Source organism: Streptomyces sp. NPDC006435, from assembly GCF_040612315.1.
In the GTDB taxonomy this organism is placed as follows: Bacteria; Actinomycetota; Actinomycetes; order Streptomycetales; family Streptomycetaceae; genus Streptomyces.
This window is the reverse complement of record NZ_JBEXPY010000003.1, coordinates 131,993-157,734: the sequence shown is the minus strand read 5'-3', so window position 1 is coordinate 157,734 and position 25,742 is coordinate 131,993. Positions and strand designations below refer to the sequence as shown.

23 protein-coding genes are annotated in these 25,742 nt (G+C 70.1%); 22 read left to right on the top strand and 1 reads right to left on the bottom strand.

The window, feature by feature from the left end; all coding sequences use genetic code 11:
• The first annotated feature begins 62 nt into the window (after positions 1-62).
• From ABZZ04_RS04965 to ABZZ04_RS04860, 22 genes are all read left to right on the top strand, one after another.
• Positions 63-1,391 carry a homoserine dehydrogenase gene (locus ABZZ04_RS04965; RefSeq protein ID WP_356930782.1) on the top strand — a complete coding sequence of 443 codons (1,329 nt, stop codon included), beginning with the start codon at positions 63-65 and terminating at the stop codon, positions 1,389-1,391.
• 6 nt (positions 1,392-1,397) lie between these two features.
• Positions 1,398-2,468, top strand: coding sequence for a threonine synthase (thrC, locus tag ABZZ04_RS04960; RefSeq protein ID WP_356930781.1), 1,071 nt, complete (start codon positions 1,398-1,400; stop codon positions 2,466-2,468).
• Positions 2,469-3,010: 542 nt separating this feature from the next.
• Positions 3,011-3,928, top strand: coding sequence for a homoserine kinase (gene thrB / locus ABZZ04_RS04955; protein WP_356930780.1), 918 nt, complete (start codon positions 3,011-3,013; stop codon positions 3,926-3,928).
• Between the two features lie 383 nt (positions 3,929-4,311).
• Positions 4,312-6,315 carry a transcription termination factor Rho gene (gene rho, locus ABZZ04_RS04950; protein WP_356930779.1) on the top strand — a complete coding sequence of 668 codons (2,004 nt, stop codon included), beginning with the start codon at positions 4,312-4,314 and terminating at the stop codon, positions 6,313-6,315.
• Positions 6,316-6,707: 392 nt separating this feature from the next.
• Positions 6,708-7,811 carry an LCP family protein gene (locus tag ABZZ04_RS04945; protein ID WP_356930778.1) on the top strand — a complete coding sequence of 368 codons (1,104 nt, stop codon included), beginning with the start codon at positions 6,708-6,710 and terminating at the stop codon, positions 7,809-7,811.
• A gap of 168 nt (positions 7,812-7,979) precedes the next feature.
• Positions 7,980-8,204, top strand: coding sequence for a 50S ribosomal protein L31 (rpmE, locus tag ABZZ04_RS04940; RefSeq protein WP_356930777.1), 225 nt, complete (start codon positions 7,980-7,982; stop codon positions 8,202-8,204).
• Positions 8,205-8,358: 154 nt separating this feature from the next.
• The gene (gene prfA, locus ABZZ04_RS04935) at positions 8,359-9,435 is read left to right on the top strand and encodes a peptide chain release factor 1 (RefSeq protein WP_356930776.1); all 1,077 of its coding nucleotides are present in this window, start codon (positions 8,359-8,361) and stop codon (positions 9,433-9,435) included.
• A gap of 40 nt (positions 9,436-9,475) precedes the next feature.
• Positions 9,476-10,321, top strand: coding sequence for a peptide chain release factor N(5)-glutamine methyltransferase (gene prmC / locus ABZZ04_RS04930; protein ID WP_356930775.1), 846 nt, complete (start codon positions 9,476-9,478; stop codon positions 10,319-10,321).
• Positions 10,322-10,385: 64 nt separating this feature from the next.
• The gene (locus ABZZ04_RS04925; RefSeq protein WP_356930774.1) at positions 10,386-11,033 is read left to right on the top strand and encodes an L-threonylcarbamoyladenylate synthase; all 648 of its coding nucleotides are present in this window, start codon (positions 10,386-10,388) and stop codon (positions 11,031-11,033) included.
• Positions 11,030-11,671 (top strand): protein-tyrosine-phosphatase, encoded by a 642-nt coding sequence (locus tag ABZZ04_RS04920; RefSeq protein WP_148839229.1) that lies wholly within the window; start codon positions 11,030-11,032, stop codon positions 11,669-11,671. The genes ABZZ04_RS04925 and ABZZ04_RS04920 overlap by 4 nt, the downstream gene beginning before the upstream one ends.
• A 327-nt stretch (positions 11,672-11,998) precedes the next feature.
• Entirely contained in the window at positions 11,999-13,264 is a 1,266-nt protein-coding gene (glyA, locus tag ABZZ04_RS04915) for a serine hydroxymethyltransferase (protein WP_356930773.1), read from the top strand.
• 164 nt (positions 13,265-13,428) lie between these two features.
• Positions 13,429-14,820, top strand: a complete 1,392-nt coding sequence (locus tag ABZZ04_RS04910; protein ID WP_356930772.1) for an MraY family glycosyltransferase — start codon at positions 13,429-13,431, stop codon at positions 14,818-14,820.
• A gap of 263 nt (positions 14,821-15,083) precedes the next feature.
• Positions 15,084-15,521, top strand: coding sequence for a hypothetical protein (locus tag ABZZ04_RS04905; RefSeq protein WP_356930771.1), 438 nt, complete (start codon positions 15,084-15,086; stop codon positions 15,519-15,521).
• Positions 15,522-15,731: 210 nt separating this feature from the next.
• Positions 15,732-16,568, top strand: coding sequence for a F0F1 ATP synthase subunit A (atpB, locus tag ABZZ04_RS04900; protein WP_283855932.1), 837 nt, complete (start codon positions 15,732-15,734; stop codon positions 16,566-16,568).
• Positions 16,569-16,640: 72 nt separating this feature from the next.
• Complete coding sequence (locus ABZZ04_RS04895) at positions 16,641-16,874, top strand: F0F1 ATP synthase subunit C (RefSeq protein ID WP_072483720.1); 234 nt, start codon at positions 16,641-16,643, stop codon at positions 16,872-16,874.
• 38 nt (positions 16,875-16,912) lie between these two features.
• Entirely contained in the window at positions 16,913-17,461 is a 549-nt protein-coding gene (locus ABZZ04_RS04890; RefSeq protein ID WP_283854040.1) for a F0F1 ATP synthase subunit B, read from the top strand.
• Positions 17,458-18,273, top strand: coding sequence for a F0F1 ATP synthase subunit delta (locus ABZZ04_RS04885; RefSeq protein WP_356930769.1), 816 nt, complete (start codon positions 17,458-17,460; stop codon positions 18,271-18,273). The genes ABZZ04_RS04890 and ABZZ04_RS04885 overlap by 4 nt, the downstream gene beginning before the upstream one ends.
• A 135-nt stretch (positions 18,274-18,408) precedes the next feature.
• Positions 18,409-19,980: a F0F1 ATP synthase subunit alpha gene (gene atpA / locus ABZZ04_RS04880; protein WP_356930768.1), complete on the top strand. Its 1,572-nt coding sequence runs from the start codon at positions 18,409-18,411 to the stop codon at positions 19,978-19,980.
• Positions 19,981-19,983: 3 nt separating this feature from the next.
• Positions 19,984-20,898 carry a F0F1 ATP synthase subunit gamma gene (locus tag ABZZ04_RS04875; protein WP_148839237.1) on the top strand — a complete coding sequence of 305 codons (915 nt, stop codon included), beginning with the start codon at positions 19,984-19,986 and terminating at the stop codon, positions 20,896-20,898.
• The gene (gene atpD, locus ABZZ04_RS04870) at positions 20,898-22,340 is read left to right on the top strand and encodes a F0F1 ATP synthase subunit beta (protein ID WP_148839238.1); all 1,443 of its coding nucleotides are present in this window, start codon (positions 20,898-20,900) and stop codon (positions 22,338-22,340) included. The genes ABZZ04_RS04875 and atpD overlap by 1 nt, the downstream gene beginning before the upstream one ends.
• Before the next feature lie 110 nt (positions 22,341-22,450).
• Positions 22,451-22,825, top strand: a complete 375-nt coding sequence (locus ABZZ04_RS04865; RefSeq protein WP_148839239.1) for a F0F1 ATP synthase subunit epsilon — start codon at positions 22,451-22,453, stop codon at positions 22,823-22,825.
• A gap of 141 nt (positions 22,826-22,966) precedes the next feature.
• Positions 22,967-23,413 (top strand): DUF2550 domain-containing protein, encoded by a 447-nt coding sequence (locus ABZZ04_RS04860; RefSeq protein ID WP_148840410.1) that lies wholly within the window; start codon positions 22,967-22,969, stop codon positions 23,411-23,413.
• Positions 23,414-23,728: 315 nt separating this feature from the next.
• On the opposite strand, the gene ABZZ04_RS04855 is transcribed toward ABZZ04_RS04860, so the two are convergent.
• Entirely contained in the window at positions 23,729-25,600 is a 1,872-nt protein-coding gene (locus ABZZ04_RS04855; RefSeq protein WP_356930767.1) for a glycoside hydrolase family 18 chitinase, read from the bottom strand.
• Positions 25,601-25,742 lie beyond the last annotated feature (142 nt).

Sequence of the window (25,742 nt, the reverse complement as noted above, 5' to 3'; positions counted from 1 at the left end):
AGAAACCCCCGTTTGGTGAGTGAGACTGGTCCACACATCGGATGTAAAGGAAACGAGGTCGGATGATGCGTACGCGTCCGCTGAAGGTGGCGCTGCTGGGCTGTGGAGTGGTCGGCTCAGAGGTGGCGCGCATCATGACGACGCACGCCGACGACCTCGCCGCGCGCATCGGCGCCCCGGTCGAGCTCGCCGGGGTCGCCGTGCGCCGGCCCTCCAAGGCGCGCGAGGGCGTCGACCCCGCGCTGATCACCACCGACGCCACGGCCCTGGTCAAACGGGGCGACATCGACGTCGTCATCGAGGTCATCGGGGGCATCGAGCCCGCCCGCACCCTCATCACCACCGCCTTCGAGCACGGCGCGAGCGTCGTCTCCGCGAACAAGGCGCTGCTCGCCGAGGACGGCGCGGCCCTGCACGCCGCCGCCGAGCAGCACGGGCGGGACCTCTACTACGAGGCCGCCGTGGCCGGTGCCATCCCGCTCGTCCGGCCGCTGCGCGAGTCCCTCGCCGGCGACAAGGTCAACCGGGTCCTCGGCATCGTGAACGGCACCACCAACTTCATCCTCGACAGGATGGACACCAGCGGGGCCGGATACTCCGAGGCGCTCGACGAGGCCACCGCGCTCGGTTACGCCGAGGCCGACCCGACCGCCGACGTCGAGGGCTTCGACGCCGCCGCCAAGGCCGCCATCCTCGCCGGGATCGCCTTCCACACCCGGGTCAGGATCGGCGACGTGCACCGCGAGGGCATCACCGAGGTCACCGCCGCCGACATCGTCTCCGCCCGCCGCATGGGCTGCACCGTCAAGCTCCTCGCGATCTGCGAGCGCGCCGCCGACGGGAACTCCGTCACCGCCCGCGTGCACCCCGCGATGATCCCGCTGAGCCACCCGCTGGCCTCCGTGCGCGAGGCGTACAACGCGGTCTTCGTCGAGGCCGAGGCGGCCGGACAGCTCATGTTCTACGGCCCCGGCGCCGGCGGCTCGCCCACCGCGTCCGCGGTCCTCGGCGACCTGGTCGCGGTCTGCCGCAACAAGCTCAACGAGGCCACCGGCCCCGGTGACTCCGCGTACACCCGACTGCCGGTGAGCCCCATGGGCGACGTCGTCACGCGGTACCACATCAGCCTCGACGTGGCCGACAAGCCTGGCGTGCTCGCCCAGGTCGCGACGGTCTTCGCCGAACAGGGCGTATCGATCGATACCGTCCGTCAGCAGGGCAGGAATCCGAGCGGTGGCGACGAGGCCGCCGCCGGACAGGGCGGCGAGGCCTCCCTCGTCGTCGTCACCCACCGCGCGGCCGACGCCGCCCTCTCGGCGACCGTCGAAGCGCTGCGCGGGCTCGACACCGTGCGCGGTGTCGCCAGCATCATGCGTGTTGAAGGGGAGTGAAGACCCATGACCAACAAGGGCACCCACCAGTGGCGCGGCATCATCGAGGAGTACCGGGACCGCCTTCCGGTCACGAGCACGACGCCGGTCGTCACGCTCCGTGAGGGCGGTACGCCGCTCGTCCCCGCTCAGGTCCTCTCCGAGCGCACGGGCTGCGAGGTGCACCTCAAGGTCGAGGGCGCCAACCCCACCGGGTCCTTCAAGGACCGCGGCATGACGATGGCCATCACCCGGGCCAAGGAGGAGGGCGCGAAGGCGGTCATCTGCGCCTCCACCGGCAACACCTCCGCCTCCGCCGCCGCGTACGCGGTGCGGGCCGGGATGGTCTGCGCCGTCCTCGTGCCGCAGGGCAAGATCGCGCTCGGCAAGATGGGCCAGGCGCTCGTGCACGGCGCCAAGATCCTCCAGGTGGACGGCAATTTCGACGACTGCCTGACGCTGGCCCGCTCGCTCTCGGACAACTACCCGGTGGCGCTGGTCAATTCGGTCAACCCGGTCCGCATCGAGGGCCAGAAGACCGCCGCGTTCGAGATCGTCGACGCGCTCGGCGACGCCCCGGACATCCACGTCCTCCCGGTCGGCAACGCGGGCAACATCACCGCCTACTGGAAGGGTTACAAGGAGTACGCCGGGGACGGCGTGTCCACGCACACCCCGCGGATGTGGGGCTTCCAGGCGTCCGGCTCCGCGCCCATCGTCCGCGGCGAGATCGTCAAGGACCCGTCGACCGTCGCCACCGCGATCCGGATCGGCAACCCGGCCTCCTGGCAGTACGCGCTGAACGCCAGGGACGAATCGGGCGGTTTCATCGACGAGGTGACGGACCGCCAGATTCTGTCCGCCTACCGGCTGCTGGCCTCCCAGGAGGGCGTCTTCGTCGAGCCCGCGTCGGCCGCGTCCGTGGCCGGTCTGCTGAAGGCCGCCGAGGAGGGCAAGGTCGACCCGGGCCAGAAGATCGTCTGCACGGTCACCGGAAACGGCCTCAAGGACCCCGACTGGGCCGTCGCGGGAGCCCCGCAGCCGGTCACGGTCCCCGTCGACGCGGCCACCGCCGCCGAGAAGCTGGGCCTCGCGTAGGACTTCCGGGCCCGGCCGGTGCGGTTCCTTCCGGCCGGCCGGGCCCGGGAGCGCCCGCGGCAGCCGTTCGCGGCGGGCCGGGGCGACCGGCCGGCGGAAAAATCCGGCCCGGCGCCGCCGACGGAAGTGGGAAACCCCGTTCCGGGCGCCGGAAAACCATGCGGAAGGGCCCGGCGAATCCGTCCGGCGAGGGACTTGCGGAGCCGCTCCGCAAAGCCCGGCGCACTGGTCGGCAAACGCCCCGCGGCATTGCCGGAAAGCCGTTCCCCGGTGAGCAAGAACCCAGCTCAACCACCCTTTTCGGGACGGAGAGCGCATAGGAGGCGTGCGACACGCATCGTGCGCCTCCTGTGCGCCCTATGTCGCCACAGAACCTTCCTTCGATAAGCTGTACTCAGCCGTACCGCCGCATCTGCCGCGGTACAGGGGCCGTTGTGGCCATCGGGTTCCCCGGAATTCCACTCCCCGCCGCCACAACCCCCCGACCGACAGACAAATCGCTTCACCACCCCCGCCGCCTCACAAGGAGAGTCGTCCAACCGATGGCCGGTCCTGCCTTCCGAGCCGCCGCCGTCCGGGTGCGCGTCCCCGCGACCAGCGCCAACCTGGGCCCGGGTTTCGACGCCTTCGGCCTGTCGCTGGGGCTCTACGACGACGTCGTCGTGCGCGTCGCCGACTCCGGACTGCACATCGACATCGCGGGCGAGGGCGCCGACACACTGCCCCGCGACGAGAGGCACCTCCTCGTGCGCTCCCTGCGCACGGCCTTCGACCTGCTCGGCGGACAGCCCCGCGGCCTGGAGATCGTCTGCGCCAACCGCATCCCGCACGGGCGCGGCCTCGGCTCCTCCTCGGCCGCCATCTGCGCCGGGATCGTCGCCGCCCGCGCCGTGACGACCGGCGCCGACACCCGGCTCGACGACGCCGCGCTGCTGGAGCTCGCCACCGAGATCGAGGGCCACCCCGACAACGTCGCGGCCTGTCTGCTCGGCGGATTCACCCTCGCGTGGATGGACGGCGGATCGGCGCGCGCGATCAGGATGGACCCCGCAGAATCCATCGTTCCGGTGGTTTTCGTACCCAGCGAGCCGGTTCTGACCGAGACCGCCCGCGGACTGCTCCCGCGCACGGTCCCGCACGTCGATGCCGCCTTCAACGCCGGCCGGGCCGCACTCCTCGTCGAGGCCCTGACCAGGCGGCCCGAGCTGCTGCTCACCGCCACCGAGGACCGGCTGCACCAGGAATACCGCGCCCCGGCGATGCCGCAGAGCGTGGAGCTCGTGAACCGACTGCGCGCCGAGGGCGTTCCCGCGGTCATCTCCGGTGCCGGGCCGACGGTGCTCGCGCTGGCCGAGGACGGTGCGGCCGACAAGGTCGCACAGCTGGCGGGCGGGGGGTGGGCGGCCAACCGTCTCGCCCTCGACGCCCCGGGCGCGAGCGTGCTGCCGCTCGCCCCGTAGCCGAGAAGTGATTGCCGGTGAGTGAGAGGGGGAATGTTTGTTGGAGCCGGTAGTGTTAACCTCAAGTCTGCAACCGACGTCTATGTGGCGCGTTGCTTCGTGTCCCTTTCCGGGACCACCAATTCTTCCGGGAGCCTCCCCAACTGCCTGAGCAGCCTGCCTGAGCAGTTTCGTGCACGCTCCGGAACCGGCACGACACCCCTCGCTCGTCCAGGAGTGGGCCGAGCAGGGGGACCTCGGGCCGGGCCCTTGCACACCTTCATCTCTCCGCCGTACCCGGCGGACCACCGCCCCGGCACGGTCCGCAAGAAAAGACCGCAGTCGGACAGCACAACCGGTCGCCGAGCCAGAAGGCCGACGTCCGCTCCAGGGAAGGACCCTTCGTGAGCGACACCACCGATCTGATGGGCGTGACTGCCGACAAGAGCGTCGACAGCGCCGCGCCCGCCGAAGGTGCTGCCACTGGCACCACCACACGGCGCCGCCGCTCCGGCACCGGCCTTGACGGCATGGTCCTGGCCGAGCTGCAGCAGGTCGCGTCCGGCCTCGGTATCAAGGGCACTGCGCGGATGCGCAAGGGCCAGTTGATCGAGGTCATCAAGGAGGCGCAGGCCGGTAGCTCCGCCGCGCCCAAGGCCGCCGCGCCCGCCGCGGAGACCGAGACCAAGCCGAAGCGCCGGGCCACCTCCAAGGCGCGCACCGGGGACGACTCCGCCGCCGCGCCCGCCGAGAAGGCCGCGGCCCAGCAGCAGATCGACATCCCCGGCCAGCCGGCCAGCGACGACCAGCCCGCGGGCGAGCGCCGTCGGCGCCGTGCGACCGCGCAGGCGGGCAGCCCGGAGACCAAGGCCGAGAGCAAGCCCGCCGAGGCCAAGACGGAGACGCCGGCCGAGCCGAAGGGCGAGGAGCGCGCCGAGGCCAAGGCCGAGGCCGCCGCCGACACGGCCGAGGGCCGTCGCGGCGACCGCCAGGAGCGCGGCCAGCGCGGCGACCGCCAGGAGCGCGGCGAGCGCGGGGATCGCCGCGACCGGCAGCGCGACCGCCGGGGCAAGGGCGACGACCAGGGCCAGCAGGGCGGCCAGCGCCAGCAGCGCCAGAGCCAGGGCCAGCAGGGCGGCGGCCCGCAGGACGACGGCTACGACGACGAGGCGGGCGGCCGGCGCGGCCGTCGGGGCCGCTACCGCGACCGCCGCGGCCGTCGGGGCCGCGACGACTTCGCGGGCGAGGTCCCGGTCTCGGACGACGACGTCCTGATCCCCGTCGCGGGCATCCTGGACATCCTCGACAACTACGCGTTCATCCGGACCTCCGGCTACCTGCCGGGCCCGAACGACGTGTACGTCTCGCTCGCCCAGGTCCGCAAGAACGGCCTGCGCAAGGGCGACCACGTCACCGGTGCGGTGCGCCAGCCCAAGGACGGCGAGCGCCGCGAGAAGTTCAACGCCCTGGTGCGTCTCGACTCGGTGAACGGCATGGCGCCCGAAAGCGGCCGCGGCCGCCCGGAGTTCCAGAAGCTGACGCCGCTCTACCCGCAGGACCGGCTCCGCCTGGAGACCGACTCCAACGTCCTGACGACGCGGATCATCGACCTGGTCGCCCCGATCGGCAAGGGCCAGCGCGGTCTGATCGTGGCCCCGCCGAAGACCGGCAAGACCATGATCCTGCAGGCCATCGCCAACGCGATCACGGTCAACAGCCCCGAGTGCCACCTGATGGTCGTCCTGGTCGACGAGCGTCCGGAAGAGGTCACCGACATGCAGCGGTCGGTGAAGGGCGAGGTCATCTCCTCCACCTTCGACCGGCCCGCCGAGGACCACACCACCGTCGCCGAGCTGGCCATCGAGCGCGCCAAGCGCCTCGTGGAGCTGGGTCACGACGTGGTCGTCCTGCTGGACTCGATCACCCGTCTGGGACGTGCGTACAACCTCGCCGCCCCCGCCTCCGGCCGCATCCTGTCCGGTGGTGTCGACTCGACCGCGCTGTACCCGCCGAAGCGCTTCTTCGGCGCGGCGCGCAACATCGAGGACGGCGGCTCGCTGACCATCCTGGCCACCGCGCTCGTCGAGACCGGCTCGCGCATGGACGAGGTGATCTTCGAGGAGTTCAAGGGCACCGGCAACATGGAGCTCAAGCTCGACCGGAAGCTCTCGGACAAGCGCATCTTCCCGGCGGTGGACGTCGACGCGTCCAGCACCCGCAAGGAGGAAATCCTGCTGGGCGGCGAGGAGTTGGCGATCGTCTGGAAGCTGCGCCGGGTGCTGCACGCGCTCGACCAGCAGCAGGCGATCGAGCTCCTCCTGGACCGGATGAAGAAGACCCAGTCCAACGCGGAGTTCCTGCTCCAGATCCAGAAGACGACGCCGGCGCCGGGCAACGGCAACGACTGACGTCGCAGCGGACCGGCCGGACCGGTCGAATCGCGGGGCCGCCCCCGTCACTTCGGTGACGGGGGCGGCCCCGTTCCGCGTACCGGCCCGGCCGGTCCGAGACCTTCGCCACACGGCGGCCGTCGCGCCCGGGGCCGCGGCAGTGCCCGCAAAGGGCGAGAAACCGCAGGTGAGCGGGGTGTCACCGGCTGTCCACCGGTGTCGACCACTCCGTATTTCCTCACACGGACCCAACAGTCGGCTGTGCAACCCTTCTTCGTACCGCCGCGTCGTACCAAGTACCGACAAGTCGCCAAAGGCGGCGAAAAGGTGACCGGGGCGCGCCGTGGCGCGGCCCCGTCCGGCGGCCGGGGCCGAGCGGCCCGGCGGACGCCGACGACCGAGGGAGAGGGATGGCCGAGCAGAGCGGGAGCGGCGGGCGAATACGCCCCACCGGCAAGCGCCGGAAGAAGCCCTCCCGTCGCCGCAGGGCGACGGTGATCGCGGCCTGGAGCCTGGCCGGTGTCGTGGTCCTCGGCGGTGCCGGGCTCGGATACGCCTACGTCACGCTCAACGGCAACCTCAAGGCCGTCGACATCAACGCGGCGCTCGGCAAGGACCGCCCCGACGACATCGACGACGGCTCCCAGGACATCCTCGTGCTCGGCTCCGACTCCAGGTCCGGCGCCAACTCCGCGTACGGCGCCGACGAGGGCACGGCGCGTTCCGACACCGCGATGGTCCTGCACATCAACAAGGGCCACGAAACGGCCTCCGTCGTCTCCATCCCGCGCGACACCCTCATCACCCGCCCCGACTGCACCAGCGACACCACGGGGGAGCCCGTCGCCGGCGAACAGCGCGCGATGTTCAACACGGCGTACGAGGTCGGCGGACCGGCCTGCGCGGTCAAGACCGTCGAGTCGATGTCCGGCATCCGCATGGACCACTACCTCGAAGTCGACTTCACCGGCTTCAAGAAGCTCATCGACGAACTGGGCGGTGTGGAGATCACCACCACCCGGGCGATCGACGACCCCAAGAGCCACCTGAACCTCGAACCGGGCACCCACACCCTGGACGGCGAGCAGGCGCTCGGCCTCGTCCGTACCCGCAAGAGCGTCGGCGACGGCAGCGACCTCGGCCGGATCCAGCTCCAGCAGGCGTTCGTCAAGGCACTGATGGAGCAGGTCAGGAGCGTCGGGGTGTTCTCGAACCCGAAGAAGCTGTTCGACCTCGCGGACACCGCCACCAAGGCCGTCACCACCGACTCCGACCTCGGCTCGGTCGAGGAGCTCACCTCCTTCGCCACCGGGCTCAAGGGGCTCGCCCCGAAGAACGTCCACATGGTGACCCTGCCCGTGCAGTACGACCCGGCCGACCCGAACCGCGTCGTGCCGCTGGAGAAGTCCGCCCGGCAGGTGTGGGCGGCACTGAAGGCGGACCGGGCGATCCCCGCCTCCGCCACCGAGGACTCGGCGGGCGACAAGGGCGTCGCGGGCGGCGTCGTCCGGTGACCCCGGGCCGGCCGCGGAACGGATGACCGGACAAGCCGGGAATAGTTGCGGACCGCCCCCGGTTTTGGGAGATGCGGCCGGTCCTGGCAGACTGGTACGTCGGCCCCGGTTCACGGACGCGCAATCCGCGCGTGCGACCCGGCGCCCTCCCGAACCTAGGAGAAACCCTTGAAGCGCGACATCCACCCCGAGTACGTCGAGACGCAGGTCAGCTGCACCTGTGGCGCGTCGTTCACCACCCGGAGCACCATCGCGGGCGGCAGCATCCGCGCCGACGTCTGCTCCGAGTGCCACCCGTTCTACACGGGCAAGCAGAAGATCCTCGACACCGGTGGCCGCGTGGCCCGCTTCGAGGCCCGCTTCGGCAAGGCTGCCGGCTCCGCCAGCAAGTAGCGAGCCACTGCGCCGGTTCTCGGTGCCCTCTTCCGGGGGCATCGGGACCGGCGTTTTTTCCGGCCGGGGCCGCGGGGCCCACCACGCCCCGCCCGGCCGGCACCACGCCGTCCAGCAGGCACGCAGAGCGAGTGAAGGAACCAGGAGCCCGAAGATGTTCGAGGCGGTCGAGGAACTGATCGGCGAGCAGACCGATCTGGAGAAGCAGCTCGCGGACCCGGCGGTCCACGCCGACCAGGCCAACGCGCGCAAGCTCAACAAGCGCTACGCGGAGCTGACCCCGATCGTCGCGACGTACCGCTCCTGGAAGCAGTCCGGCGACGACATCGAGACGGCCCGCGAGTTCGCCGCCGACGACCCCGACTTCGCCGCCGAGGTCAAGGAGCTGGAGAAGCAGCGCGAGGAGCTCACCGAGAAGCTCCGCCTCCTGCTGGTCCCGCGCGACCCCAGCGACGACAAGGACGTGCTCCTGGAGATCAAGGCGGGCGCGGGCGGCGACGAGTCCGCCCTGTTCGCCGGCGACCTGCTGCGCATGTACCTGCGCTACGCCGAGCGCGTCGGCTGGAAGACCGAGATCATCGACTCCACCGAGTCCGAGCTCGGCGGCTACAAGGACGTCCAGGTCGCCGTGAAGACCAAGGGCGGCAACGGCGCCACCGAGCCCGGCCAGGGCGTGTGGGCCCGGCTGAAGTACGAGGGCGGGGTGCACCGCGTGCAGCGGGTGCCCTCCACCGAGTCCCAGGGCCGCATCCACACCTCCGCCGCCGGTGTGCTCGTCACGCCCGAGGCCGAGGAGGTCGACGTCGAGATCCACGCCAACGACCTCCGCATCGACGTCTACCGCTCCTCGGGCCCCGGCGGCCAGTCCGTCAACACCACCGACTCCGCGGTCCGCATCACCCACCTGCCGACCGGCGTCGTCGCCTCCTGCCAGAACGAGAAGAGCCAGCTCCAGAACAAGGAGCAGGCCATGCGCATCCTGCGTTCGCGGCTGCTCGCCGCCGCGCAGGAGGCCGCCGAGCAGGAAGCCTCGGACGTACGTCGCAGCCAGGTGCGCACGGTCGACCGTTCCGAGAAGATCCGTACGTACAACTTCCCGGAAAACCGGATCTCGGACCACCGCGTCGGCTTCAAGGCGTACAACTTGGACCAGGTGCTCGACGGCGACCTGGACGCCGTGATCCAGGCCTGCGTCGACGCCGACTCGGCCGCCAAGCTCGCAGCCGCGTAAACCAGCCAGCCCCGCCCGTAACACCGTACGGAGAACCGCGATGAACCTGCTGCTCGCCGAGGTGGCCCAGGCCACCCAGCGGCTGGCCGACGCCGGTGTGCCCTCGCCGCGATTCGACGCGGAGGAACTCGCCGCGTTCGTGCACGGCGTCAAGCGGGGCGAGCTGCACCGGGTGCCGGACGCGGACTTCGACGCCCGTTACTGGGAGGCCATCGCCCGCCGCGAGGCCCGCGAACCGCTCCAGCACATCACCGGCCGGGCCTTCTTCCGCTACCTGGAGCTCCAGGTCGGGCCCGGCGTCTTCGTGCCGCGCCCGGAGACCGAGTCGGTCGTCGGCTGGGCGATAGACGCCGTGCGAGCGATGGACGTCGTCGAACCGGTCGTCGTCGACCTCTGCAGCGGCTCGGGCGCCATCGCCCTGGCCATGGCCCAGGAGGTGCCGCGCTCGCGCGTGCACGCGGTCGAACTCTCCGACGACGCCCTCGTCTGGACCCGGAAGAACGCCGACGGCTCCCGCGTCACCGTCCACCAGGGCGACGCGCTGACCGCCCTGCCCGAGCTCGACGGCCAGGTCGACCTGGTCATCTCCAACCCGCCGTACATCCCGCTCACCGAGTGGGAGTACGTGGCGCCCGAGGCCCGCGACCACGACCCGGAGATGGCCCTGTTCTCCGGCGAGGACGGCCTCGACACCATCCGCGGCATCGAACGCACCGCGCACCGCCTGCTGCGCCCCGGCGGACTCGTCGTCATCGAGCACGCCGACACCCAGGGCGGCCAGGTGCCGTGGATCTTCACCGAGGAACGGGGCTGGGCGGATGCCGCCGACCACCCCGACCTGAACAACCGGCCGAGGTTCGCCACGGCCCGCAAGGCCATGCCGTGACCGGGGACCACCGCACGTCCGGCCCGTACCCGTCATACCCGTACACGCTTGAGGAGGCCGGCTGATGGCACGGCGATACGACTGCAACGACGCGACCGACCGCAAGACGGGCCTGCGCGAGGCAGCGTCGGCCGTCCGCCGCGGCGAACTGGTCGTGCTGCCCACCGACACCGTGTACGGCATCGGGGCGGACGCCTTCAGCTCCGAGGCCATCGCCGACCTGCTGGACGCCAAGGGGCGCGGCCGCAACATGCCGACCCCGGTCCTGATCGGCTCCCCGAACACCCTGCACGGCCTGGTCACCGACTTCTCCGAGCAGGCCTGGGAGCTCGTCGACGCCTTCTGGCCCGGCGCCCTCACGCTCGTCGCCAAGCACCAGCCGTCGCTCCAGTGGGACCTCGGCGACACCCGCGGCACCGTCGCCATCCGGATGCCGCTGCACCCGGTCGCCATCGAGCTGCTCACCGAGGTCGGCCCGATGGGCGTCTCCAGCGCCAACCTCACCGGCCACCCGGCCCCCGAGGACTGCGACGCGGCCCAGGAGATGCTCGGGGACTCCGTCTCCGTCTACCTGGACGGCGGCCCGACGCCCGGCATCGTGCCGTCGTCGATCGTCGACGTGACCGGCAAGGTCCCCGTGCTGCTGAGGGCCGGCGCGCTCTCCGTCGAGGAACTCCGCAAGGTGGTACCCGACCTCGAGGTGGCGAATTGACCGCCCCTGAGGGGCGTGGCATAACGGGGCGGGCCGACACCTTCCGCATCCTCCACGTCAGCACCGGCAACGTCTGCCGCTCACCGATCACCGAGCGGCTGACCCGGCACGCCCTGGTGGACCGCCTCGGCGATCCGCTCGGCGGCGGGCTGATCGTGGAGAGCGCGGGCACCTGGGGGCACGAGGGGGCACCCATGGAGGCCAACGCGGAGACCGTCCTCGCCGACTTCGGCGCCGACCCGGCCGGCTTCGTCGGCCGGGAACTCCTCGACGAGCACGTGATCCGCGCCGACCTGGTGCTCACCGCCACCCGCGACCACCGCGCCCAGGTGATCTCGATGGGGCACTCGGCCGGCCTGCGCACCTTCACCCTCAAGGAGTTCACCCGGCTGGTCCGGGCGATAGACCCCGCCACCCTGCCGGACCCGCGGGACGAGGGCGTCGTGGAGCGCGCCCGCGCGCTGGTCCGCGCCGCCGCCGCGCTGCGCGGCTGGCTGCTGGCCCCCACCGCCGAGGCGGACGAGGTGTACGACCCGTACGGGGCCCCGATCACCTTCTTCCGGTCCATCGGCGACGAGATCAATCAGGCCCTGGACCCGGTGGTCACCGCGCTGACGGGCGTTCCCGCACACCATTGACGCGGTGCCCTTGACGGCCGGAGGCCGGCGCAGCGGGCCGAAGCCCGGGAGGCCCCCCCGGGGCCGAGCGGTGCGAGGGGCGCGTCGGGGATGGTGCTCGATCAGGCCCTGGACCCGGTGGTCACCGCGCTGACGGGCGTTCCCGCACACCATTGACGCGGTGCCCCCGTACGGCCCCGTCCGGGCCACTCCGGCGGCCGTACGCACCGGCCGGGTAGCGGAGGGCCGACGGAGGGACGGCGGCGCCGTACAGCGGGCAGGGGGGCCGTTGCGGGCCTACATTGGAGCTGACGCCAGCGCACCCCTCTCCAGGTCCGGAGTTCCTCGATGCCGGTCACCACTCCCGCCGCACCCCCCTCCGCCCCCGGGACCGCCCTGCCGCAGGACTTCGGCGCCCTGCTCCGGGAGGACCCGGAGATCGCCGACGTGCTGCTGGGGGAGCTGCGCCGGCAGTCGGACACCCTCCAGCTGACCGCCGCCGAGAACTTCACCTCTCCCGCGGTCCTCGCCGCCCTCGGCTCGCCGCTCGCCAACAAGTACGCCGAGGGCTACCCCGGCGCCCGCCACCACGGCGGCTGCGAGCAGGCCGACGCCGCCGAGCGCATCGCCTGCCGCCGGGCCACCGCCCTCTTCGGCGCCGAGCACGCCAACGTCCAGGCGCACTCCGGCTCCTCCGCGGTCCTCGCCGCGTACGCCGCCCTGCTGCGCCCCGGCGACACGGTGCTCGCGATGGGACTCCCGTACGGCGGACACCTCACCCACGGCTCGCCCGCCAACTTCTCCGGCCGCTGGTTCGAGTTCGTCGGCTACGGGGTGGACTCCGAGAGCGGTCTGATCGACTACGCGCAGGTGCGCGCCCTGGCCCGTACGCACCGGCCCAAGGCGATCGTGAGCGGTTCGATCTCCTACCCCCGCCATCCCGACCACGCCCTGTTCCGGGAGATCGCCGACGAGGTGGGCGCGTACCTCATCGCCGACTCCGCGCACCCGATGGGGCTGATCGCCGGGGGAGCGGCGCCGAGCCCGGTGCCGTACGCCGATGTGGTCTGCGCGACCACGCACAAGGTGCTGCGCGGGCCGCGCGGCGGGATGATCCTGTGCGGGGCGGAGCTGGCGGAGCGGATCGACCGGGCGGTCTTCCCGTTCACCCAGGGCGGTGCGCAGATGCACACGATCGCCGCGAAGGCCGTCGCGTTCGGGGAGGCGTCCGCCCCGGCGTTCACGGCGTACGCCCACCGGGTGGTGGACCACGCCCGGGTGCTGGCGGCCGGCCTGGAGGCGGAGGGCTTCGAGATCACCACGGGCGGCACGGACACCCATCTGATCGTCGCCGACCCGGCCCCGCTGGGCGTCGACGGACCGGGCGCCCGTGCCCGGCTGGCGGCGGCGGGTGTGGTGCTGGACACCTGCGCGCTGCCCTACGGGGACGCCCGCGGCATCCGGCTCGGGACCGCGGCCGTCACCACCCAGGGCATGGACGGGACCGACATGGCGCGGCTCGCGGTGCTCCTCGGGGCGGCGGTGCGACAGGAGGGCGACGTCCGTGACGAGGTACGGGAACTGGTCGGCAAGCACCCGCCCTACCCGGGGTAGGGCGGCCCGTCCGGACGGGCCGGATCCGGTCGGAAATCCCCTGGTCGTCGTCCGTGCAACCGTTCGGCCCGGTCTCCGTGTCCTCGTCTGTGAGGCCGACGCAGCGCGGCCGTCCGCAACCGCCGGACGGTCTAAGGTGTGGGCTGAGATGGCCGGCGAAATCTATGGGGCAGCCCGTGCGTGATTACCTGCTGACGCTCTGTGTCACGGCTGCGGTGACCTACCTGCTGACCGGCCCGGTGCGCAAGTTCGCCATCGTGATCGGGGCGATGCCCGCGATCCGTGCGCGTGACGTCCACCGGGAACCGACACCGAGACTCGGCGGCATCGCCATGTTCGGCGGGCTGTGCGCCGGGCTGATCGTCGCGGCCCACCTCCACAACCTCGACTGGGTCTTCCAGCTCTCCAACGAACCGCGGGCGCTGCTCTCCGGGGCCGCGCTGATCTGGCTGATCGGGGTGCTGGACGACAAGTTCGAGATAGACGCCCTGATCAAGCTCGGCGCCCAGATGATCGCCGCCGCGGTCATGGTCATCCAGGGTCTGACGATCCTGTGGCTGCCGATCCCCGGCGTCGGCACCGTCGCGCTCACCCAGTGGCAGGGCACGCTGCTCACGGTCGCCCTGGTCGTCATCACCATCAACGCGGTCAACTTCGTCGACGGTCTGGACGGTCTCGCGGCCGGCACCGTCTGCATCGCGGCCGCCGCGTTCTTCCTGTACACGTACCGGCTCTGGTACGGGCACACGATCGAGGCCGCGGCCCCCGCGACGCTCTTCACGGCGATCCTGATGGGCATGTGCCTGGGCTTCCTGCCGCACAACATGCACCCGGCCCGGATCTTCATGGGCGACTCGGGCTCGATGCTGATCGGCCTGGTGCTGGCGGCCGGGGCGATCTCCATCACGGGGCAGGTCGACCCGGACACGATGAAGCTCTTCGCGGGCAGCGAGCGCGAGAGCACGCACGCGATGCTGCCGGTCTTCATCCCGCTGCTGCTGCCGCTGACGGTCATCGCGATCCCGGCCGCGGACCTGGTGCTGGCGATCGTGCGCCGCACCTGGAACGGGCAGTCGCCGTTCGCCGCGGACCGCGGCCATCTGCACCACCGGCTGCTGGAGATCGGCCATTCGCACAGCCGGTCGGTGCTGATCATGTACTTCTGGTCGGCCCTGATCGCCTTCGGGACGGTCGGCTATTCGGTGCACTCGACGTCGCTGTGGATCGTCCTGGTCGTCATGGGGCTGAGCGCGCTGGGCCTCGTACTGCTGCTGATGCCCCGCTTCACGCCGAAGGCGCCGTACTGGGCGGAACGCTTCCTGCCGCCCCGCTACCGCCGTCGGCGACGCGGGGGAGACGGTGATCCCCAAGCGCCCCTCCCGGCGGCCTCCGAAGCCCAACAGGGGCCCGGGGCGGGCGAGATGGGGCAGGGCGGGGAGACGGGCCCGATGGAGCGGACCCCGGTCGTGGTGGGAGTTTCCGGCGTCAACGGAGCGACCGCGATCGGCGATCGAACTCGTTTTTCGGACAGAGGCAAGGCCGAATCCGCACGCTGATGATTCGGTCACCAGAGGGCAATACCAGGCAAGGTGTTGAGTTGTCTTGCTCACATGCGCGGATTCACTCTCACGTGTGACTGTGAGCACACTTTCTTGGTAAAGACCTCATCAAATAGTTTGTGATACCGTTCACGAAGCCCGGTGACGGAGCCGAAGGACTTGTAGTAGCGCGGTCCATCGGCCCGAGGCATCGACTCGGACCGGGCCTACGATCGTCCATGACGACACCCTGCCCACCCCCTGCAAGCGGAGCTGCCGCCATGCCGTCCAACGACGCCCGGACTCTCCTCCAGACCGCCGTACCCACCGCTGCCGCCGGCGCCGTCGCCGTTGCCGTCAGCGCTGGTGTCGCGGGCGGCAAGGGAGCCATCGGCGCGCTCGTCGCGACGCTCGTCGTGGTCCTCTTCATGGGGATCGGCCTGGTGGTCCTGCAGCGGACCGCGCGGTCCCTGCCCCAGCTGTTCCAGGCAATGGGCCTGATGCTGTACACGACGCAACTTCTGCTGTTGTTCGTCTTCGTCGCCGCCTTCAAGGACACGACGATGTTCAACCCGAAGGCGTTCGCGATCACTCTGGTCGCACTGACCCTCGTGTGGATCGGCGCGCAGACGCGCGCACACATGAAGGCCAAGATCCTTTACGTCGAACCCGAGTCCGACAAGGCGGAAAAGCCCAAGAACACGGGCTCGAAGTCGTGAAGGGTAGGGGCGGGATAAGTGCGGGTTCAAGACCCTGCTATCGTCCGGTTCCAACTGCGGCACTGCGGGCGCGGGCATGTGAGCTGACGCCTGCTCGATCGCGAGGCTCAATGCCTGACTGCCGCTCACACATCCGTAACACCAGTCCAGTGCCGAACCGCGGCTGCGCGCCGCGCCGACACAACGAGGTTGCCGTACCTATGCGCCACGCTGAAGGAGCCCGCGGTGAGTGCTGACCCGACACAGGTGCTCGCCTTCGAGACCGATTGCCACATCTTCGACGGTTGTGGTTTCCCGGGTCCCGGCTTGCACTCTTTCCTGTTCGAGCCGATCTTCGGTGACGCGGACAGCAACGTCTACTTCAACAAGACGATGCTGCTGGCGCTCCTCGGTACGGTCATCATCGTCGGCTTCTTCTGGGCCGCCTTCCGTAAGCCGAAGATCGTCCCGGGCAAGCTGCAGATGGTGGCCGAGGCCGGCTACGACTTCGTCCGCCGCGGCATCGTCTACGAGACGCTCGGCAAGCGCGAGGGCGAGAAGTACGTCCCGCTGATGGTCTCGATCTTCTTCTTCGTGTGGATGATGAACCTCTGGTCGATCATCCCGCTCGCCCAGTTCCCGGTGACGTCGATCATCGCGTACCCGGCCGCCCTGGCGCTGATCGTCTACATCCTCTGGATGAGCCTCACCTTCAAGCGGCACGGCTTCGTCGGCGGCTTCAAGAACCTGACCGGCTACGACAAGTCGCTCGGCCCGGTCCTGCCGCTGATCATGGTCATCGAGTTCTTCTCGAACACCCTGGTCCGTCCCTTCACGCACGCGGTCCGACTCTTCGCGAACATGTTCGCGGGTCACACGCTGCTGCTGCTCTTCACCATCGCCAGCTGGTACCTGCTCAACGGCATCGGTATCGCCTACGCGGGTGTGTCGTTCGTGATGGTCATCGTGATGACGGCTTTCGAGCTCTTCATCCAGGCCGTTCAGGCGTACGTCTTCGTGCTCCTGGCGTGCACCTACATCCAGGGCGCTGTCGCCGAGCACCACTGATCGCGCCTGCCCTACCCCCAGTCGTCCGGTGGCCAACCCCCGCCGGTCCGTGAAAGAGAAGGAAGAACTGGCATGTCCCAGACCCTTGCCGCCGTCACCGGTTCCCTCAGCTCCGTCGGCTATGGCCTGTCCGCCATCGGCCCCGGCGTCGGCGTCGGCATCATCTTCGGTAACGGCACCCAGGCCCTCGCCCGTCAGCCCGAGGCTGCCGGCCTGATCCGCGCCAACCAGATCCTCGGCTTCGCCTTCTGTGAGGCGCTCGCCCTGATCGGTCTGGTCATGCCGTTCGTCTACCCGACCTCCTGACCTGGTCGCGAACAGCCCATTCGACGGAAGGCACTGATGTGAACCCCCTGGTTCAGCAGCTCGCGTCGGAGGGAGCGGAGAACCCGCTCGTTCCGCCGATCCCCGAGCTCGTCATCGGCCTCATCGCCTTTGTCATCGTCTTCGGCTTCCTCGCCAAGAAGCTCCTCCCGAACATCAACAAGGTTCTGGAAGAGCGCCGCGAGGCCATCGAAGGCGGTATCGAGAAGGCCGATGCGGCCCAGACCGAGGCCCAGAGCGTGCTCGAGCAGTACAAGGCTCAGCTCGCCGAGGCCCGTCACGAGGCCGCGCGCCTGCGCCAGGAGGCACAGGAGCAGGGCGCCGTGATCCTGCAGGAGATGCGGGCGGAAGGCCAGCGGCAGCGCGAGGAGATCATCGCTGCCGGTCACGCCCAGATCGAGGCCGACCGCAAGGCCGCGGCCGCCGCGCTGCGTCAGGACGTGGGCAAGCTCGCCACCGACCTGGCCGGCAAGCTCGTCGGTGAGTCCCTCGAGGACCACGCCCGGCAGAGCGGCACCGTGGACCGCTTCCTCGACGAGCTCGAAGCGAAGGCCGAGGCCGTCCGATGAACGGCTCGAGCCGCGAGGCACTGGCTGCCGCACGTGAGCGTCTCGACGCGCTGACCGACAGCACGTCGGTCGACGCGGCGAAGCTCGCCGAGGAGCTGGCCGCCGTCACGGCGCTGCTCCAGCGCGAGGTGTCGCTGCGGCGGGTCCTGACCGACCCGTCGCAGGCCGGCGAGGCCAAGGCGGAGCTGGCGGGACGACTGCTGGGCGGTCAGGTGGGCGGCGAGACCGTCGACCTGGTCTCCGGCATGGTCCGCTCCCGCTGGTCGCAGTCGCGCGACCTGGTCGACTCGGTCGAGGAGCTGGCGAACATCGCCGACCTCATCGCCGCCCAGCGCAGCGATGACCTCGACGACGTCGAGGACGAGCTGTTCCGGTTCGGCCGGATCGTGGCCTCCGACAAGGAGCTGCGCGCCGCGCTCACCGACCGTTCCGCGTCCACCGCCGCCAAGGGGCAGCTGCTGCGCAGCCTGCTCGGCGGCAAGGCGCGGCCCGCCACCGAGCGCGTCATCGTCCGCCTTGTCACCCAGCCGCGTGGACGTAGCCTGGAAGCGGGACTCGAGTCCCTCTCCAAGCTCGCCGCGGAGCGCCGGGAACGCATGGTCGCGGTGGTCACCTCGGCAGTGCCGCTGAGCGATCGGCAGAAGCAGCGCCTCGGCGCCGCGCTGACGAAGATCTACGGCCGCCCGATGCACCTGAACCTCGACGTGGACCCCGCGGTCCTCGGCGGGATCGCGGTGCGGGTCGGCGACGAGGTCATCGACGGCACCATCGCGGAGCGCCTCGAAGAGGCGACCCGTCGCATGGCCGGCTGACCGACTCGGCAACCAAAGACAGAGCAAGACCAGCGGCCCGGTTGGGCCGTGCAGAAATTGCAGAAGATTCCTGGGGGTCGGCCCCCAGACCCCCTTAAGAAACTTCGGGCCCAACAAGGAGAGCAGGGAACCCAGATGGCGGAGCTCACGATCCGGCCGGAGGAGATCCGGGACGCGCTGGAGAACTTTGTCCAGGCGTACAAGCCGGACGCGGCCTCGCGCGAGGAGGTCGGTACGGTCAGCGTTGCCGGCGACGGCATCGCGAAGGTCGAGGGTCTTCCCTCGGCCATGGCGAACGAGCTGCTGAAGTTCGAGGACGGCACCCTCGGTCTCGCCCTCAACCTCGAGGAGCGCGAGATCGGTGCGATCGTCCTCGGCGAGTTCAGCGGCATCGAAGAGGGCCAGCCGGTGCAGCGCACCGGTGAGGTGCTCTCCGTCGGCGTCGGCGAGGGTTACCTCGGCCGCGTCGTCGACCCGCTCGGCAACCCGATCGACGGTCTCGGCGAGATCGCGACCGACAGCCGCCGCGCCCTCGAGCTGCAGGCCCCTGGCGTCATGGTCCGCAAGTCGGTGCACGAGCCGATGCAGACCGGCTACAAGGCCGTCGACGCCATGGTGCCGATCGGCCGCGGCCAGCGTCAGCTGATCATCGGCGACCGCCAGACGGGCAAGACCGCCCTGGCCGTCGACACGATCATCAACCAGCGCGACAACTGGCGCTCGGGCGACGTGAACAAGCAGGTGCGCTGCATCTACGTCGCCATCGGTCAGAAGGGCTCCACCATCGCCTCCGTGCGCGGTGCCCTCGAAGAGGCCGGCGCGCTCGAGTACACGACCATCGTCGCCGCCCCGGCGTCCGACCCGGCCGGCTTCAAGTACCTGGCGCCGTACACCGGTTCGGCCATCGGCCAGCACTGGATGTACCAGGGCAAGCACGTCCTGATCATCTTCGACGACCTCTCGAAGCAGGCCGACGCCTACCGCGCCGTGTCGCTGCTGCTGCGCCGTCCGCCGGGCCGTGAGGCCTACCCGGGCGACGTCTTCTACCTCCACTCGCGTCTGCTGGAGCGCTGCGCGAAGCTCTCCGACGAGATGGGCGCCGGTTCGATGACGGGCCTCCCGATCGTCGAGACCAAGGCGAACGACGTGTCGGCGTTCATCCCGACCAACGTCATCTCCATCACCGACGGCCAGTGCTTCCTGGAGTCCGACCTGTTCAACGCCGGTCAGCGTCCGGCCCTGAACGTCGGTATCTCGGTCTCCCGCGTCGGTGGTTCCGCCCAGCACAAGGCGATGCGCCAGGTCTCCGGCCGTCTGCGCGTGGACCTCGCCCAGTACCGCGAGCTGGAGGCGTTCGCCGCCTTCGGTTCCGACCTGGACGCGGCCTCGAAGGCCTCGCTGGAGCGCGGCAAGCGCATGGTCGAGCTGCTGAAGCAGCCGCAGTACTCTCCGTACCCGGTCGAGGAGCAGGTCGTCTCCATCTGGGCCGGCACCACCGGCAAGATGGACGACGTCCCGGTCGAGGACATCCGTCGCTTCGAGAGCGAGCTGCTGGAGTACCTGCGCCGCGAGCGCAAGGACCTCCTCACCAGCATCCGCGAGGGCGCCAAGATGTCCGACGACACGCTGCAGTCGGTCGCCGACGCGGTCGCCGCCTTCAAGCAGCAGTTCGAGACCTCGGACGGCAAGCTCCTGGGCGAGGGCTGATCGATGGGCGCTCAGCTTCGCGTTTACAAGCGCCGCATCCGCTCCGTCACCGCCACGAAGAAGATCACCAAGGCGATGGAGATGATCGCCGCCTCGCGCATCGTCAAGGCGCAGCGCCAGGTGGCGGCATCGACGCCGTACGCCAGCGAGCTCACCCGTGCGGTGACCGCGGTGGCGACCGGTTCCACCACCAAGCACCCGCTGACCACCGAGGCCGAGACCCCGGCACGGGCCGCGATCCTGCTCGTCACGAGCGACCGCGGCCTGGCCGGCGGTTACTCCTCCAACGCCATCAAGGCCGCGGAGCGACTGACCGAGCGGCTCCGGGGCGAGGGCAAGGAGGTCGTCACCTACGTGATCGGCCGCAAGGGCGTCGCCTACTACGGCTTCCGCGAGCGGAAGATCGAGGACTCGTGGACGGGCTTCACCGACAGCCCGTCGTACGAGGACGCCAAGCGGGCCGCGGCCCCGCTGATCGAGGCGGTCACCCAGGAGACCGCCGAGGGCGGCGTGGACGAGCTGCACATCGTCTACACGGAGTTCGTGTCGATGATGACGCAGAACCCGGTGGACAACCGGATGCTGCCGCTCAGCCTCGATGCCACGAAGGAGGAGGGCGGCAAGGGCGAGATCCTGCCGCTGTTCGACTTCGAGCCGTCGGCGGAGGACGTCCTCGACGCCCTGCTTCCGCGATACGTCGAGAGCCGGATCTACAACGCGCTGCTGCAGGCCGCTGCTTCCGAGCACGCCGCCCGCCGCCGCGCGATGAAGTCCGCCACCGACAACGCCGGTGAGCTCATCAAGACGCTCTCCAGGCTTGCCAACGCGGCCCGCCAGGCCGAAATCACCCAGGAAATCAGCGAGATCGTCGGTGGTGCCAGTGCGCTGGCCGACGCGACCGCGGGGAGTGACAAGTAATGACGACGACAGTTGAGACGGCCGTTGCCACGGGCCGCGTCGCCCGGGTCATCGGCCCGGTCGTCGACGTGGAGTTCCCCGTCGACGCGATGCCGGACATCTACAACGCGCTGAACGTCCAGGTGGCCGACCCGGCCGAGGACGGCAAGCTCAAGACGCTGACCCTGGAAGTCGCCCAGCACCTCGGCGACGGCCTGGTCCGCGCGATCTCGATGCAGCCCACCGACGGTCTGGTCCGCCAGGCCCCGGTGACCGACACGGGCACCGGCATCACGGTCCCGGTCGGCGACATCACCAAGGGCAAGGTGTTCAACACCCTCGGTGAGATCCTGAACAAGCCCGAGGCCGAGGCCGAGGTCACCGAGCGCTGGGCGATCCACCGCAAGGCGCCCAACTTCGACCAGCTCGAGTCCAAGACCGAGATGTTCGAGACCGGCGTCAAGGTCATCGACCTCCTCACCCCGTACGTCAAGGGTGGAAAGATCGGTCTGTTCGGTGGTGCCGGTGTCGGCAAGACCGTTCTGATCCAGGAAATGATCTACCGCGTGGCCAACAACCACGACGGTGTGTCGGTGTTCGCCGGTGTCGGCGAGCGCACCCGTGAGGGCAACGACCTCATCGAGGAAATGGCCGACTCGGGCGTCATCGACAAGACCGCCCTGGTCTTCGGTCAGATGGACGAGCCGCCGGGCACGCGTCTTCGCGTCGCGCTGGCCGGTCTGACCATGGCGGAGTACTTCCGCGATGTGCAGAAGCAGGACGTGCTCTTCTTCATCGACAACATCTTCCGGTACACCCAGGCCGGCTCCGAGGTGTCCACCCTGCTCGGCCGCATGCCGTCCGCGGTGGGTTACCAGCCGAACCTGGCCGACGAGATGGGTCTGCTGCAGGAGCGCATCACCTCGACCCGTGGTCACTCGATCACCTCGATGCAGGCGATCTACGTCCCCGCGGACGACCTGACCGACCCGGCCCCGGCCACCACCTTCGCCCACCTCGACGCGACGACGGTTCTCTCCCGTCCGATCTCCGAGAAGGGCATCTACCCGGCCGTGGACCCGCTGGACTCCACGTCCCGGATCCTGGACCCGCGCTACATCGCGGAGGACCACTACTCGGCCGCCATGCGCGTCAAGGGGATCCTCCAGAAGTACAAGGACCTCCAGGACATCATCGCGATCCTCGGTATCGACGAGCTGGGCGAGGAGGACAAGCTCGTCGTCCACCGTGCCCGTCGCGTCGAGCGCTTCCTGTCGCAGAACACCCACGTCGCCAAGCAGTTCACCGGCGTGGACGGTTCGGACGTCCCGCTCGACGAGTCGATCGCCGCGTTCAACGCGATCTGCGACGGCGAGTACGACCACTTCCCCGAGCAGGCGTTCTTCATGTGCGGTGGCATCGAGGACCTCAAGGCCAACGCCAAGGAGCTCGGCGTCTCCTGAGCCCATGGCTCACCGAGGGGGGCGGGCGTGTCCCGTCCCCCTCATCACGCCCCGTAGAATTGACCCAACACCCGGCTCGAACGGCCGGGTGGTGACCCGAGGAGCCACCCTTGGCTGCTGAGCTGCACGTCGAGCTGGTCGCCGCGGACCGCAGTGTCTGGTCCGGCGAGGCCACCCTGGTCGTCGCGCGCACCACGTCCGGCGACATCGGCGTCATGCCCGGTCACCAGCCGCTTCTGGGTGTGCTGGAATCGGGCCCGGTGACGATCCGTACGAGCGACGGCCGGACCGTGGTCGCCGCTGTGCACGGCGGTTTCATCTCGTTCGCGGACGACAAGCTCTCGCTGCTCGCCGAGATCGCGGAGCTGGCGGACGAGATCGACGTCCAGCGCGCCGAGCGTGCGCTGGAGCGTGCGAAGTCGGACACGGACGCCGCTTCCGAGCGGCGCGCCGAAGTGCGACTGCGTGCGGTGGCGGTGCGCTAGCGCTCCGCGACCACGTAGCTTTACCCTCAGCCGCGGCCCGAGCTGGAGAACCCTCCAGACCGTGTCGCGGCTGAGGCGATGCAGGTGCGGTTGTATTCCCGGTGGTATCCGTTACTCGACGACGCGAGGAGGTCGGTGGAGATGTTCCTCGCGCTGTGGGTGGGCGCCCTGGTCGTCGCACTGATTCTGATCGGACTCTTCGTCTTCGGTCTGCGCCGGAGGCTGATTCAGCGCTCCGGCGGGACCTTCGACTGCAGTCTGCGGTGGAACGTGCCGGAGGAGCCCGACCTCTCGGGCAAGGGCTGGGTGTACGGGGTCGCCCGGTACAGCGAGGACCGGATCGACTGGTTCCGGGTCTTCTCGTACTCGCCCCGTCCGCGCCGCGGCCTGGAGCGTTCCGCGATCGAGGTGGTCGCGCGCCGGATGCCCGAGGGCGAGGAGGAGCTGGCGCTCCTGTCCGACGCCGTGGTGCTCGGCTGCCTCCACCGGGAGACCCGCCTGGAGCTGGCCATGAGCGAGGACGCGCTGACCGGTTTCCTCGCCTGGCTGGAGGCGGCCCCGCCCGGCCAGCGGGTCAACGTGGCCTGAGAGCCCGTACGACGGGTTGTCCGGCCCCGGACGACGAACGACGGATTGCCCACGAGGCCCCGGGTGCGAGGGATCGCACCCGGGGCCTCGTGCCGTCCCCCGGGCGAGCGGGCGGCGGGGAACGGGCGGTGGGCCCTGGACCCGGGGGCCGGCCGGTACACCGGGGGCCGGCCGGCAGAGGAAGCCCGCGGGGGAGCGCGGACGTGCGGGGGAGACGGGAGGGGGCGGGGAACGCGGGCATGCGAAAGCCGGGGAGACAGGGGGCGGACCTGTCTCCCCGGCTGCTTCGCGGGGTGTTGCGCGGTGCCGTACGGACTACTTCAGGCCGTTGTGGATGGCACCCACGAGTTCACCGTTGGCGGTGTCACCGCTGAACTCCCAGAAGAACGCGCCTCCCAGGCCCTGGTTCTTCGCCCAGGTCATCTTGGACGTGATGGTGGCCGGGGTGTCGTAGCTCCACCAGTTGGTGCCGCAGTGGGCGTAGGCGGTGCCGGCGACCGTGCCGGTGGCGGGGCAGCTGTTCTTGAGGACCTTGTAGTCCTCGATGCCGGGCTCGTAGGTGGCGGAGGCCGGGCCGGTGGCGGTGCCGCCCGGGGCGGACTGGGTCACGCCGGTCCAGCCGCGGCCGTAGAAGCCGATGCCGAGCAGCAGCTTGGAGGCGGGCACGCCCTTGGCCTTCAGCTTGGCGATGGCGGCGGCGGAGTTGAAGCCGTCCTGCGGGATGCCGTCGTACGAGGTCAGCGGGGAGTGCGGGGCCGTCGGACCCTTGGCCTCCCAGGCGCCGAAGAAGTCGTACGTCATCACGTTGTACCAGTCCAGGGACTGGGCGGCACCGGCGTAGTCGGCGGCGTCGATCTTGCCGCCCTCGGAGCCGTCGGCGGTGATGGCGGCGGTCACCAGGTAGTCCTTGCCGAACTTGGCGCGCAGGGCGGAGGTGAGGCCCTTCAGCGCGTCCGGTCCGCTGGTGTCACAGGTCAGACCGCAGGCGTTGGGGTACTCCCAGTCGATGTCGATGCCGTCGAAGACATCGGCCCAGCGCGGGTCCTCGACCAGGCCGTAGCAGGACTCGGCGAACGCGGCCGGGTTCTTCGCGGCGTCACCGAAGCCGCCGGACCAGGTCCAGCCGCCGAACGACCACAGGATCTTGATGTGCGGGTACTTCGCCTTCAGCTTGCGCAGCTGGTTGAAGTTGCCGCGCAGCGGCTGGTCCCAGGTGTCGGCCACGCCGTCGACCGACTGGTCGGCGGTGTACGCCTTGTCGTAGTCGGCGTACGAGTCGCCGATCGTGCACTTGCCGCCCTGGACGTTGCCGAAGGCGTAGTTGATGTGCGTGATCTTCGCGGCGGAACCCGAGGTGTCCAGGTTCTTGACGTGGTAATTGCGCCCGTAGACGCCCCAGTTGGCGAAGTAGCCGAGGTTGACCTTGTCGCCCGTGCCCGGGGTGCCGCCGCCACCGGTGGTGTGCACCTTGACCGCGCCGCTGACCGGGCCGGTCTGGCCGGCGGTGTCACGGGCCTGCACGGTGTACGAGTAATCGGTGCCGGCCTTGAGGCCGGAGTCCGAGTACGTCGTGCCGGTGACCGTCGAGACGACCGCGCCGTCCCGCAGGACGTCGTAGTTCTTGATGCCGTTGTCGTCGGTCGCGGCGGACCAGCTCAGCTTGACCGAGGTGTCGGTGACGGCGCTCGCGGTGGGGGTGCCCGGCGCGGAGGGGGCGTTGTCGCCGGGGACGCTGCCGCCGTCGCAGGAGGCGCCGTTCAGCTTGCAGCCGGTCGGGGCGCCGGGGCCGGTGCCGTTGAAGCCGAAGCTGACGGAGGCGCCGGGGGCGACCGTGCCGTTCCAGCCGAGGTTCTTGGCGGTCCAGTGGGTTCCGGAGCTGGTGACGGTGGCGTCCCAGGCGGAGCCGACCGCGGTGCCGGAGGGGAAGTCCCACTCGATGGTCCAGGAGGACAGGGCGGTGGTGCCGGTGTTCTTCACCGTCCACTGGCCCTCGAAGCCGCTGCCCCAGTCGGACTTCTTGGTGAAGGAGGCGGTTGCCGAAGTGGCGGCCTCGGCGGGGGAGGCCAGGCCGACCATCGCGGCGAGCGGAAGGAGCAGGGCGGTGAGGCCCGCGACCGCTCTGGATCTGGTGGCTCTTCCGTGCCCGAGTCTGAGTCGGGTACGGCGTAGGGGGGTTTCAGTGCTCAACGGTGCTCCTCGGGTGAGGTCCGGACAAACGGGGGTGGTCCGTGGACTGCAAACCCTGCGCCGCCCTGAGCGCGCCTTGTCATGGCGTACTCACCGCAGTGTGTCCGGTGAGATTAGGAAGGTCTGGACCAATCGTCAAGAG